The sequence below is a fragment of the Longimicrobium sp. genome (assembly GCF_036388275.1).
Lineage (GTDB): Bacteria > Gemmatimonadota > Gemmatimonadetes > Longimicrobiales > Longimicrobiaceae > Longimicrobium.
This window is the reverse complement of the sequence record NZ_DASVSF010000084.1, coordinates 1-11,815: the sequence shown is the minus strand read 5'-3', so window position 1 is coordinate 11,815 and position 11,815 is coordinate 1. Positions and strand designations below refer to the sequence as shown.

The 11,815-nt window shown below is 71.0% G+C and carries 12 protein-coding genes; 3 read left to right on the top strand and 9 right to left on the bottom strand.

Annotated elements, in window-relative coordinates; genetic code table 11:
- The 6 genes from VF632_RS17420 to VF632_RS17395 form a co-directional block, all read right to left on the bottom strand.
- Nucleotides 1-405 (bottom strand): DM13 domain-containing protein, encoded by a 405-nt coding sequence (locus VF632_RS17420; protein WP_331024205.1) that lies wholly within the window; start codon nt 403-405, stop codon nt 1-3.
- A 92-nt stretch (nt 406-497) separates the two neighbouring features.
- Nucleotides 498-1,526, bottom strand: coding sequence for a cation diffusion facilitator family transporter (locus VF632_RS17415; RefSeq protein ID WP_331024204.1), 1,029 nt, complete (start codon nt 1,524-1,526; stop codon nt 498-500).
- The gene (locus tag VF632_RS17410; RefSeq protein ID WP_331024203.1) at nt 1,523-2,218 is read right to left on the bottom strand and encodes a substrate-binding periplasmic protein; all 696 of its coding nucleotides are present in this window, start codon (nt 2,216-2,218) and stop codon (nt 1,523-1,525) included. The genes VF632_RS17415 and VF632_RS17410 overlap by 4 nt, the downstream gene beginning before the upstream one ends.
- Nucleotides 2,215-2,721, bottom strand: coding sequence for a hypothetical protein (locus tag VF632_RS17405; protein WP_331024202.1), 507 nt, complete (start codon nt 2,719-2,721; stop codon nt 2,215-2,217). Before VF632_RS17405 ends, VF632_RS17410 begins: the two co-directional genes overlap by 4 nt.
- A gap of 98 nt (nt 2,722-2,819) precedes the next feature.
- Complete coding sequence (locus VF632_RS17400) at nt 2,820-3,458, bottom strand: hypothetical protein (RefSeq protein WP_331024201.1); 639 nt, start codon at nt 3,456-3,458, stop codon at nt 2,820-2,822.
- A 43-nt stretch (nt 3,459-3,501) separates the two neighbouring features.
- Nucleotides 3,502-4,845, bottom strand: coding sequence for a hypothetical protein (locus VF632_RS17395; RefSeq protein ID WP_331024200.1), 1,344 nt, complete (start codon nt 4,843-4,845; stop codon nt 3,502-3,504).
- Nucleotides 4,846-5,141: 296 nt separating this feature from the next.
- Here VF632_RS17395 and VF632_RS17390 point away from each other — a divergent pair, with 296 nt between their 5' ends.
- From VF632_RS17390 to VF632_RS17380, 3 genes are read left to right on the top strand one after another with little or no spacing between them, the layout of a single operon-like run.
- Nucleotides 5,142-5,762, top strand: coding sequence for a sigma-70 family RNA polymerase sigma factor (locus VF632_RS17390; protein ID WP_331024199.1), 621 nt, complete (start codon nt 5,142-5,144; stop codon nt 5,760-5,762).
- On the top strand, nt 5,752-6,021 hold the full coding sequence (locus VF632_RS17385; RefSeq protein WP_331024198.1) for a zf-HC2 domain-containing protein: 270 nt from the start codon (nt 5,752-5,754) through the stop codon (nt 6,019-6,021). Before VF632_RS17390 ends, VF632_RS17385 begins: the two co-directional genes overlap by 11 nt.
- A complete protein-coding gene (locus tag VF632_RS17380) occupies nt 6,015-7,013 on the top strand; it encodes a GntR family transcriptional regulator (RefSeq protein WP_331024197.1) in 999 nt (332 codons plus the stop codon). Before VF632_RS17385 ends, VF632_RS17380 begins: the two co-directional genes overlap by 7 nt.
- Before the next feature lie 554 nt (nt 7,014-7,567).
- Here VF632_RS17380 and VF632_RS17375 read toward each other — a convergent pair.
- The 3 genes from VF632_RS17375 to VF632_RS17365 form a co-directional block, all read right to left on the bottom strand.
- Nucleotides 7,568-8,401, bottom strand: coding sequence for an alpha/beta hydrolase (locus VF632_RS17375; protein ID WP_331024196.1), 834 nt, complete (start codon nt 8,399-8,401; stop codon nt 7,568-7,570).
- 83 nt (nt 8,402-8,484) lie between these two features.
- A complete protein-coding gene (locus VF632_RS17370) occupies nt 8,485-10,374 on the bottom strand; it encodes a bifunctional homocysteine S-methyltransferase/methylenetetrahydrofolate reductase (RefSeq protein WP_331024195.1) in 1,890 nt (629 codons plus the stop codon).
- 25 nt (nt 10,375-10,399) lie between these two features.
- On the bottom strand, nt 10,400-10,921 hold the full coding sequence (locus tag VF632_RS17365) for a hypothetical protein (protein ID WP_331024194.1): 522 nt from the start codon (nt 10,919-10,921) through the stop codon (nt 10,400-10,402).
- Nucleotides 10,922-11,815: the final 894 nt, after the last annotated feature.

The following is an 11,815-nucleotide window of genomic DNA, read 5'->3' as shown; positions in this document are numbered from 1 at the left end:
TCACCGCGCCGGAGCAAGGGCCGCACGGGCGATCCCCACGTTGAAGGTGTGGCACCACGCGATGACGTAGCGGTACTCCGCCAAGTCCGTCGGGGCGCGCACAGTGTACGCCTGCGTGCCGCGGGGCCTCCGCAGGTCGCCGATACGGATCACCTGCTGGTTGCGGTAGTTGGGCGTCTTGCTCAGGTACAGGTCCACGTTCGGCCCGCGCTCCGACGCGAAGTCGCGCCCCAGCGTGAGCGTGGCGGTACCGCCCGCGTCCTGCAGGCGAACGCCGCCCCGCGCCTGGTGCCCATCGAGCGCGGCGAAGGTGCCTGAACGGGAGGCCCGCGGCTGCGCCCCGTCGGTACCGGCCAGGAGCAGCGCGGCCGCGGCGGCGGCGCGGACCAGGGTACGTGCGAACATCGTCACCTCCGTCAGGCTGGTGGGCGCCCCTGCCTGGAGATTCCGGGCACAAAGGCGACCGACGTCGTTGCGGTGGGCGGGCCGCCACACCTTCAGGCGGGCGGATGCGGCGCATCGGCCAGGGTGGGGGCGGAGTGGTCGTCGGGGGGAGCGTGAGCGTCGCGGTCGTCGCCGTGCCGCCGCAGCGTACGGACCGGGATGACGGAGAAGTCGTACAGGCGGGGGTTCATCCGCTCCAGCGTACGAACCGCTTCCTCCAGGCGCACGAGCAGGCCGGTCTCGCCGGTGGGTACGACGAATGCCTCTCCCGTCAGCACGTGCCCGGCCTCGCGGAGCCGGACCTCCGCCGCCTCCACCCATTCCATCGCTTCCAGGTGCGCGCGGATCTCGTCCGGGAGCGGGTCCAGCTCGGCGCCCCCTACCCGGGTGGGGGTCATGTCCATCAGGTCCTTGACCACCCGCCCCAGGTGCGTGGCGCCGTCGCGCAGGATGCTGAGCGAGATGAGCGCCGCCGCCGCCGCGTCGGCCCACCACAGGCCGTACCCGATCCCCACCAGGCCCAGGATGGCCGCCCCCGCCGTCTGCCAGTCGGCCTTGTTCATGTCCGCGTCCACGCGGAGCGCCTTGTCGTGGAGCGTCCCGGCAACCCTGAGCTTCATCCGGCCCAGCACCACGGGGGGAACGGAGCTGGCCGCGAGCACGGCCATCATCACCCAGCCGTGCCAGACCTGCCGCCCCAGCAGCTCCACCGTGCCGATGGTGGGGTGCTCGCCGCTCGCCAGCTTGGAAACCGACTCGAAGAGCAGGTAGCCCCCCATGGTCACCAGCGCCACGGCCGCGCACAGGAAGGCGATCGCGACGGCCCGATGGAAGCCGTACGGATAGTCCTTGCTCGGCGGGCGGTCCTCGATCCGCACGGCGATCAGAAAGGCGGCCGGCGGAACCAGGCTCAGCACGTCCTCTACCCACGCGGTCTTCATCGCCTGGGACCCGCCCATCGAGAGGTAGATCACGACGATCGTCGGGCCCATGATCGCCAGCGTGATCCACTCCAGGCGCCGCGCGAGCCGGTGGTCCGGATGCCGCTCGCTGGCGGGCTCGGGTGCCTGGCGGACGCTCACGGCGCCTCTTCCCGCGCCAGGCGGCCGGCTTCGCCGCCCCGCTCGCGTAGAAATCGCTCGAGCCGCACGAGAAAGCCGTTCTCCCCGGGCGGCACGGCCATCACGTGGTGGCGCTCGCGGAGCACGGGCCCGGTCTCGCGCAAGCCCCACCGCGGCAGCAGCCAGTCGGGGCCCGCGGCCGGCCCGGCCGCCCGCCCGGGCTCTGCGGCCGGCACGGGAACGGCGCCCCGCCGCCGCAGCTCGGGCGTCGCGGGGTCTCCGGGGCGGACCGCCACGCGCACTCCCGTCAGCTCGCCGGGCGGTGCCGCGGACGGCCGCACGCCCACCCGCCAGCGCGTGGTGTGGTACGGCCGGGTGAGGGCGGCGCGCGCCTTCCAGGGCGAGCGGGAATCCAGCCCGCCGATCACCACGTCGACGTCGGAGTGCTCCAGCGCCTCCATCAGCTCCGCCTCCGTGCCGGGCACCCAGCGGACGCTGGCGCCGAGCTCGCGGGCAAAGTCGCGGGCGAGGCGCACCTCCACCCCGCGCGGTTCCCCCCCGGTGGGGACCACCCACGGCGCGCTGGCGATGATCCCCACCCGCAGCGTTCCGTGGCGCACCCGCTCCAGCGTCCCTCCCGGGTCGCGCGGCACCCCGCACGATGCACACGCCAGCGCCGCAAGCAACGCACCGAGGCCAGGCTTCAGGTTCATTCCGTCCCTCCGATGGAGTCCACGCCGCGAGGGAGGGCTCCGCCCCGCGCATCCAGCGCCAGACGGTCCTCGTCCCGAAAGGCCCAGAGCGCCAGAACCGCCGCGAAGATGATCAGCGACGGAAAGAACAGGACGTTGCTCCCCTCCAGGTACCATCCCCAGGGGTCCACGACCGACTTCCACACGCCCAGCAGGGTAACCCCGGTGATCGCCGCGATGAGCGGATACAGGTACTTGCGACCCACGCCCAGCCCGAGCAGCAGGCCGACGACGGCCTGCGCCACGCCGTAGACGGGCATCAGGCCACGCCCTCCGAACATGCCCGCGTAGAAGTGCTCCGAAACGGCGAGACCGTGGTCCGGGTCGGCCAGCTTGTCGGCCCCCCAGATCACCATCAGGTAGGCGATGGCCAGGCGCAGGAACAGGATGGCTCCGCGCTTCGCGCCGGACTCCGTGGGAAGGTGAGCGCCGGGGCGCGCGGGAGCGCCGGCAAGATCAATCATGCAGCATGGCGGTTGTCCCGTCGGATCGGGGTGATACAAGGGTCCGGCCCCGTGAAGCAGGGCGGAGCGGAATTGCTCCGCTCCGCGGCGGGACCGGACTACATCGCCGGCCGGTCGGGGTCCATGCTGTTTCCCGGCATGGGCTCGAACAGCAGCCGCTGCGTGTACTCGGTGGGCCGTCCTGCCTTCATGGCCATGATCTCTTCCCCGTACTTGCGCCTGGCCTCCGCCACGGAAAGGCGGCCTGTGGCGAGCTCGTGGGCCAGGTTCAGGGCCAGGAAGTTGGCCCCCTCCTTGTCGCACCGCGCCGACAGCTCGCCCTTGGTACGCTCGATGGTCACGCTGCCGTCGTACATGGCGATCTCGTCGAACATGGCCGGGGGCACCCGGTAGTCCACGAACTGCTCCATCACGTCGTCGTGCACCCCCGGAAAGGCGTGCGGCACCGCCCGGGCGGAGATGATGGTGCGCTTCCAGGGCCCCGTCTGGTTCCACACCGCCATCGTCGACGTCATTTCCGCCGGCGGGCCGTACTTGCCCATCATGAAGGCCATCGATTCCCGGGAAGCCGCCGACCAGCCGCGCATCGCCCCTTCCATCTCGGCGGCGCTCATCGCCCCCTCTCCGGGCGTCGCGCCCTGGGCCATGCCCGTGCAGGCGCCCAGCACCAGCACCGCCCCGCCCGCGGCGAGCGTGGCGCGGGCCCGCCGTGTGAACTGCATGCTTGCGTGTTTCATCGCTCGTTCCTCCATCGTGAGGTGAAAAGGTGACCTGCGCGAATCAGTTGGACGCCCTCTCGAAGCCGGTGAGGCCCAGGTAGGCGTGCTCCTCCTTGCTTCTGCCCACCGACGACGGCACGCGGTAGGGCGAGCCGGGCTCCTCCGTGAGCGCGCCGCTGGCGGCCCGCCGGAAGATGGAAACGCTGTGGCTCTGGAAGGCGCCCGACACGTACAGGTGCCCACCGGGCGCCTCGTACATGTCCTTGGTGTCGCCCATGGGCAGTCCGCCGCGGCGCGGAAAGGAGTTGGGGGTCAGCGATTGCGACAGGCGGCCGTCGGCGTTGATGTCGAACACGCTCACCACGTTGGAGCCGAAGCTCGCCGTGTAGAGCTTGCGTTGGTCGAGGCTCACCCACGTCCAGCACGCCTCGTCGTTCCGGACGTCCGTGGCGAAGTTCTGCACCTTGGCCGCCGTGCCGCCGTCGTGTACGGTGACGCTGTTGGCCTCCTTGGAGGAATGCAGGTTGAAGTTGGTCAGGTAGACGTGCTGGCCGCTCGGGCTCCAGGAGAGTCCGATGTTGCCGGAGACCCCCGTCTCCTCGTAGACCCCCCGCTGCGTCAGCGCTCCGCCCGCGAAGTCGTACAGGTACAGGCGCCCCGGCCGCTGCAGGGCCAGGTCCGGATCGGGAACCATGAAGTGGGTGACGCCCCAGGTGGAAACCGCCAGCCGGTTGCCGGCCGGGTTGAACTCCACCGTGGTGGGCCCGCCGTTCGTCCCGCTCTCGTACGTGGCGCCGATGCGGCTGAACTCCAGCACGCCGGTCGCCGTGTTGAAGGTGAACACGGCCAGGTTGCGCAGCGTGCTGGACTGCACGGTGCCGAACTGCTTCGCCGGGCTCCCCTGGAAGTTGGGGTTGCTGTGCTGGTTGGCCACCACGACGTGCGTCGCGCCGCCCGCGGCGCTCACCGCGATGGAGACCGGACGGATGCCGCGGGAATCCATGTTGTCCATGCCGGGGGTCGCGGGGTTCTGGTCGACCCGGGTCAGGCCGCCGTTCGCGCGGTCCACGCGGAACACGGAGACGGTGCCGTTGGTGGGGTTTCCCCCCGCGTTCACCGCCAGCAGGTAGTCGCCCACCATCCTCAGCGCCCACTGCGTGTCGAAGTCCCCCTCGGCCGCGTCTCCGCTCCCGCCGCTCGCGTATGGGGAGCCGGACAGCTCCGTCAGCTGGCCGTCGCCGGCGCGGCCCAGGGCGACGATCGCGTTCCCGGCCGAGTTGTTGGTGCTGGTGTAGAGGAAACCCGCGAAGTCCCGCTGGTCCAGCCCGGTGCCGTCGCGCTCGCATGCGCTCAGCGCCAGTGCGCCGGCCGTGATGCAAGCCACGTTGCGTACCCTGGTTCTCATGCTGCCTCTCCTGCTCGAAGGACTCGGAGAGGGAAGAATTCCGTCCCCGCCGTACGGTTCGGCCGATGACACCCGCTAACCACCCGCGTATCTGACGCGTAAAACGGATCAGTTCAGCTCCGTACAGAGACGTATACGTCCACGCGGCAATAGGTTCCCAGGTGGCCGAGAGCGGTGGTGAACGATGTGGATCGGGATTGATCGCGGCCCCGGTCGTGCATCGGGGTGAAGCCGTTCCGTCTCCGGGCCAGTCCGGCCCGCGGATCACCCCCGGTCTCTACCGGACAGCATGATACATGTGTGACACGATTTCTGCGTCAAAGAGCGATGCAGGTGGTACGCAGGGCGCCTGCTTCGACGACGAGGCCCTCCCCTGCATGGACGATGTCTATCGCTTCGCGCGATCGCTGACGCGCCACGAGCAGGATGCCCAGGACCTGGTGCAGGAAACCTTTCTCCGGGCGTACCGGTCGTGGGAAACGTTCGAGGCGGGGAGCGACTGCCGCCGGTGGCTGTTCACCGTCTGCCGCAGGGCGTACCTGCGCAGCCGCGAGCGGGTGGATACGCGCGAAGCGCACGAGGTGGGCGACGCCGACGCGCTCCCGGCCGTTCTGCTGCACGCGCACGCGGTGCGCGACGGGACCGACGACCTCCTCACCCGCCTGGACCTGGGCCCGGCGCTGCGAAGGGCATTCGGAACGCTGGGCGAACCCTTCCGGGCGGCGGTCGTGCTGGTGGATGGGAGCGGGTTCAGCTACCAGGAGGCGGGCGAGATCCTTTCCGTTCCCGTGGGCACCGTGCGGTCGCGCCTCTTCCGGGGGCGCCGCATGCTGCAGGAACTGCTGTTCGCCCACGCCCACGACCTTGGCTTCGCCAGGCGCGACATTCCGGCCGGCGCAACTGACGATGAGCGATAAGGAGCTGATGGATTGCCATGCGGCGATGCGGATCCTGTGGGAGTACCTTGACGAGGAGCTGTCGTCGGAACGGGCGCACGACGTGCGCGCGCACCTGGCCGGCTGTGCCGAATGCTATGGCCACTACCGGTTCGAGGCGCGGTTCCTGGAAGCGCTGGAGAGCGCCGCGCGTGACGAATGTGCTCCGCCCCAGCTGCGGAGCCGGGTGATGGACGCGTTGTCGGCCGAGGGATGGCGGGCGGAGTTCGGCGAATGCTGAACGGCGGCTCCGCGCCGATCGTCCAGGAGGCGCTCGGCGAGGGTGACGTGGCCGCGGTGCTGCGCGATCGCATCGTCAGCGGCCTTCACCGGGGCAGGCTGCGCAGCGGCGAGCGGCTTCCCAGCCTCCGCGAGGTGGCCGAGGAGCTGGGGACGGACTACCGCACCGCGTCTACCGCGTACCGGAAGCTCGAGGAAGAGGGGCTGGTAGAGGTGCGGGGGCGCTCGGGCGTGTACGTGGCCGAGCAGGAGCGCATCGGCGGGCTGCTGCTGAGCGAGTCGGCGCAATGGCTGGCCGGCGTGATGGCCGGGGCCTGGAAGCGGCAGATCATGGTGCCGGGCCTGCCGGAGCTGATCCACCGCTGCATGGATGCGTCGTGGATGAGGTGCGTTTTCGTGGAATCCACCGAAGACCACCTGGTGGCCTTCTGCGCCGAGCTCGAGCCGGCGTTCGGCCTGCGGTGCATCCCCCTGTACGTGGCGCCCTCTGCCGGCGGGGATGGAAGCGTGGTTTCCGACCAGGAGCGCGAGCGCCTGCGCCAGGAGCTCGCCGGGGCGCACCTGGTGCTCACCACCTCGTTCCACAGCGCGATGGTCCACGGGCTGACCGAGAGCACGCAGACGCCGATGGTCGTGCTGAAGGTGGGGCACGAGCTCGCCACGGCCATCCGCCGGCAGCTGCGGCGGGGAAGCCTGACGGTGGTGTGCACGGACCCGCGCTTCGGCGAGCGGGTGCGGTACGTGTACGGGGGCGATCAGCGCGACGCCATTCGGGTGGTTCGCGCCGACGACCCGTGGGCCGTGGCGCAACTCGATCCCGATGAGCCGGTGCTGCTTACCCGGGCGGCGCGGCGCCGGCTGATGGACGACGTCCACCTGCGCCTGCTGACCCCCCACTCGCCCACGTTGTCGTTCGAGTCGGCGCGGGAGCTCAGCGCCGCGCTGATCCGCCTGAACATGGAACGCGCGGGCGAGGGGGCAGCCGTAGCCTGACACCGCGCGTGCCGCTGGGGAAAGCGGAAGCCCCGACCCAGGCCGCTGTCGCGTCCTGTTCGGGGCTTCACCTGCACGCGCACCTGCCGGCGCGCGGTCGAATTCTCCCCCTCCCCTGCGCAGCGGGAGACGGGGGCCGGGGGGAGGGGCTCCCAAGGCATGCGAGTCAGCCAGCTATCCGGCGCTGATGTCATCCCGATGGAGCGGCCACGCCGTACCTGCCGCGTGAGCCAAACACCGCAGCGACTGAGGGATCTGCCACACACCAGGCGTGATGCTACGCCGACGAGGAAACACCGTGGCTTCTGCGGTTTCGTTTGCGGCTGTCGAATGATAAGCCATAGCCTGGTGCGAGCCGTCTCGCGGGCGTTTGAAGGACTGTGTGGCGGATCCCTCAGTCGCTGCCGTCAACGGTTTGGATGCAGGCTCGTCGTGGCCGCTCCATCGAGATGACATACGGCGGGATTCGGGTTCGCGCACGCATCCACGACGCCGCCCGAAGTTCCCCCCTCTCCGCACGCAGTTTGTGCGGGGAGGGGCCGGGGGAGGGGCACCTACGCCGGACAGGCGCTCGCGCGCGGGTCGCGGACGAACTCGACGACGTCGTCCAGCACGGGGGCGCTGCGGAGCCGGGGCACGGCGAGCGCCACGACGATCTCCACGTGCCCGAGCCCGCGGTACACGACGGAGCGGGCGCACCCGCCCCGCTCCCGGATGCGCACCGCCAATCCGCTGGAGTTGGCGGGCGATACCGTCTCGTCCTGGACGCCGTGGAGGAGCAGGAGTGGGGGCTCTCGCCCATCCACGTGCGTGCCGGCATAGGTGGCCGGCCACCCCTCGGCCGGCCCCATCAACGCCTGGACGTCTGGCGCCGTCCACGTGGTATCCACCGGGCCGGCGAGCGACACGAAGCCGCGGACGCTCCCCGCCGGCACCCCCGCGTCGCGCAGGTACCGCTCGTCCAGCGCCAGCAGTGCCGCCGTGTGACCACCCGCCGAGTGGCCCACGACGACGATGTTCCCCGGATCGCCACCGAAACGCGCGGCGTTGTCGCGCGCCCAGCGGACCGCCTGCGCCGCGTCGAGCACCCAACCGGGAAAGCGCACCTCCGGATACAGCCGGTACTCGGGCACTACGACGGCGATGCCGCGCCGGGTGAAGGCATCGCCCAGAAGCCGGTACTCGTCCTTCGTCCCTGCCTGCCAGCGGCCGCCGTAGAGAAAGACCACCACGGGCAGCGGCCCCGCGGCCGTCCGCGGTCGATACACGTCCAGCTGCTGGCGCGGCCCGGTGCCATACGCCACGTCCTGCGTGCGGACGAAGTGGCTCCCCAGCAGAAGCGCTTCGCCCACCCGCCGCGGCGAGCATCCCGCCGCCAGAAGGAGCACGAGTGCGAAAAACGGAACGCGGAGGAAGCCGGTCCCCGGCCCCTCCGCGCGATCCGATCCCACTGGCGATCCGCCGCTCTTCATCACGCGGCGCCCGCCACCGCTTCCTCGTGGGCCGCCCACCCGGGAATCGCGTCGAAGACGCGGAGCGCCAGCGGCACCTTGCCGAACGGCGCGCTCACCTGCACACCCTGGATCATGGGCAGCGCCGCGGCCAGCATCTCCTGGGCGATCAGCGTTCCCTCTTCCACACCGCGCTCCTTGCTCTCGGCGCTCGCCCGGCGCATGCGCGCCATCACCTCGTCGGAGACGACCACGCCGGGCACCTCGTTGGCCAGGAACTCGGCGTTGCGTGCGGACACCAGGGGCCAGACCCCCGCGATCACCGGGATCTTCAGCCCGTCCTTTTCGATGCGCTCCACGAACGCCTCCAGCTGCCGCAGGTCGAACACGGGCTGGGTGATCGCGTACTCGGCCCCGGCCTCCACCTTCCAGTAGAAGCGCCGCATCTCGTGCTCGAAGTCTTCCGCGCCGGGGTTCACGCCCACGCCCACGACGAAGCTGGTGGGCTCGCCCAGGGCGTTGCCGCCGGGGTCCAGCCCGCGGTTCAGGCGCGACACCAGGTTGGTCAGCCCGATGGCGTCGATGTCGAACACGGCCGTGGCGTCCGGATACGGCCCCATCTTGGGCGGGTCGCCGGTGATCAGCAGCAGGTTGCGCAGCCCCAGCGCCTGCGCGCCCAGCAGGTCGCTCAGCATGCCCAGCAGGTTGCGGTCGCGGCAGCAGTAGTGCACCACCGCCTCGATTCCCACCTGCTGCTGGATGAGGATGGCCGTCGCCAGCGCACCCATGCGCGACTGCGCGCGCGGGCCGTCGGGCACGTTCACGCCGTCGACGCCCGCCTGCTTCAGCAGGCGCACGCCGTCCAGCATGACCTCGGGGTTGGACCCGCGGGGCGGAACGATCTCCACGGTGGTCAGGAACTCGCCCGCGGCCAGCTTGCGCCCCCACGCGGAGCGCTCGGGGAGCGGCACGGGATCGCGCGGCGCGGCGCCCTCCGAGTCGGGCTCGGAAACGACGACGCGCGGCTCCGCGGCGGGAGACAGCATCCGCACCGCGCCGGCCATGGCCGCCACGTGCTCCGGCGTGGTGCCGCAGCACCCGCCGATCAGCCGCACGCCCTTGCGGATCATCCGCGCGGCGTAGCTGGCCATGTACTCGGGCGAGGCCATGTACATCGTGCGCCCGTCCACCTGGCGCGGCAGACCGGCGTTGGGCTGCATCACCACGGGGCGCGAGGTGGCGGCCATCAGCCGGTCGGCCGCGCTGAGCATGGCGCTGGGGCCCACGGAGCAGTTGAGGCCCACCACCTCGGCGCCCCACTCGCCCAGTCGCTCGGCCAGCAGCGCCACGTCGCTGCCGAACGCCGTCGTGCCGTCCTCGCGGATCACCATCTGCGCCACGATGGGCAGCTCCGACGCTTCGCGGACCCCCAGGATGGCCTGGTGGATCTCTTCGAGGTCGGCGAAGGTCTCCAGGATGAACAGGTCCACGCCGCCCTCCACCAGCGCCTCGGCCTGCTCGCGGAAGAAGCCGCGGGCCTCCTCGCGCGCCGTGGGGCCGTACGGCTCGATCCGCAGCCCCAGCGGCCCGATGGCGCCGGCCACGTATACGCGGTCGCCCGCGGCCGAGCGGGCGATCTGCGCCGCGGCCACGTTCATCTCGCGGACCCGGTCGTCGAGCCCGTGGCGCGCCAGCTTGGGGCGGTTGGCGCCGTAGGAGTTGGTCTCGAGGATTTCCGCGCCGGCCTTTACGTAGGCGCGGTGGATGTCGCGCACCAGGTCTGGCTGGGTGAGCGAAAGCTCGTCGTAGCAGCGGTTGATGTAGACGCCCTTGGCGTACAGCATGGTCCCCATGGCCCCGTCGAAGAGGTGGGGACGTCCATCGGCCAGCAGGCGGCGAAAATCGCGCATGGGTCTTCCTGTATGTGAACCCCTGTTAGATGGGGGCTTCGCCCGCGTATCGCAGGGGCTGCTTGTCGGCGACGGGAACGATCCAGAGCACCTGCCCGTTCCTGTCCAGCCCGATCTCGGTGTCGCCGCCGTCCGTTACGCACCCGGCGCCCTTGGGATACACCCAGCGGGCGACCGTGCGCGGCCGCAGCGAGTTGATGGTCTCGTCGATGGTCGGCCGCGGCGTGCCGGCGACGAAGTGCGCGGCGAGGTGCGAGAGCGAGCTCGTCTCGCAGCGGTGCGGAGGCTGGCCCAGCAGGCCGACCACGGCCGTGGTATCGTCGCCCACCATCACGTCCACCGCCGCGCCCTCGCGCTTGCGCGAGCCGGAGAACAGCAGCGTACCACCCACCACCAGCAGGCCCAGGACGATGATGCCGGCGCTCACCATGCGCGACTTGTTCTTGTTGACGCGCAGCGCGTCGTCTACCCGGGTGACGTAATCGTTGGCGATGAGTGCCTCCTGCGGCTGGGCCCGCGCGCGGGCCGAATGGGGAAACCGATGCAACCGGCGGCGCGATTGCAGGTTTCCTGCCGTTTGGTGAAACGTGCGACCGCTACCGGGATCAGGCGCCCCGCCCCTGGGCTCCTCCCCCTCTCCCGGGCCCCTCCCCCTGCCCCTCCCGCACAAACTGCGTGCGGAGAGGGGAGAACTTCGTGCGAGGGTCGACAGGGCTCGGCGCATGCCGCGGCGGGCCCCTCCCCCGGCCCCTCCCCCGGCAAACTGCGCCGGGAGAGGGGAGAACTTCGATCCGGGTTCGACGGGGTGCCGGTGCATGCCTCTGGGAGCCCCCTCCCCCCGGCCCCCTTCCCCCGCTGCGCAGGGGAGGGGGAGACCTGAATCGCGCCCCGGCCGGCCCCGCGCGCTCGACTGCGCATGCAGTCCGTGAAGGCGGACTTTGGGCCGTCGTTGCCGCGACTTCAGTCGCCCCAGCAGGGCCGGGCTCCGTGCCTCCCCGCCCGCCGCCACACCTCACCTCGAAGTGTACCCCCTCTCCCACGCTGTTTGTGGGAGAGGGTGGACGAGCCTAGGCGAGGACGGGTGAGGGCCCCACGGCAGCCGAGGCCTCGACTACGGTGACCGCTGCCGCGCCCGTACTGTTACGTGCCCCAGGCTAGATCCTTCGGCCCGCGACGGCCGGGGTGCGGGCCAGTGCCGGGCGCTTGGGCCTCTTCAGGATGACAGGCCTTTGTTGAGGATCCCAACTGCCTGGGCGACGCTCCACATTGGCTCCCTTCCCCCGCGCAGTTTGCGGGGGAAGGGCTGGGGATGGGGGGCGCCGGCGGCATGCGCCACAGCCGGCCCATCCGCCTCCGTTCTTTACTTCGGCGGTTTGCGCTCCCACTTCACCGGCCGCGTCGCGCGCGGGTGCACGTCGAGCTTGCGTGCCCAGGCGCGGAA

Coding starts and splice junctions, on each gene's coding strand:
- VF632_RS17390 (WP_331024199.1), top strand. CDS start 5,142: ATGTGTGACACGATTTCTGCGTCAAAGAGCGATGCAGGTGGTACGCAG.
- VF632_RS17400 (WP_331024201.1), bottom strand. CDS start 3,458: ATGAAACACGCAAGCATGCAGTTCACACGGCGGGCCCGCGCCACGCTC.
- VF632_RS17420 (WP_331024205.1), bottom strand. CDS start 405: ATGTTCGCACGTACCCTGGTCCGCGCCGCCGCCGCGGCCGCGCTGCTC.
- VF632_RS17395 (WP_331024200.1), bottom strand. CDS start 4,845: ATGAGAACCAGGGTACGCAACGTGGCTTGCATCACGGCCGGCGCACTG.
- VF632_RS17410 (WP_331024203.1), bottom strand. CDS start 2,218: ATGAACCTGAAGCCTGGCCTCGGTGCGTTGCTTGCGGCGCTGGCGTGT.
- VF632_RS17405 (WP_331024202.1), bottom strand. CDS start 2,721: ATGATTGATCTTGCCGGCGCTCCCGCGCGCCCCGGCGCTCACCTTCCC.
- VF632_RS17385 (WP_331024198.1), top strand. CDS start 5,752: ATGAGCGATAAGGAGCTGATGGATTGCCATGCGGCGATGCGGATCCTG.
- VF632_RS17380 (WP_331024197.1), top strand. CDS start 6,015: ATGCTGAACGGCGGCTCCGCGCCGATCGTCCAGGAGGCGCTCGGCGAG.
- VF632_RS17370 (WP_331024195.1), bottom strand. CDS start 10,374: ATGCGCGATTTTCGCCGCCTGCTGGCCGATGGACGTCCCCACCTCTTC.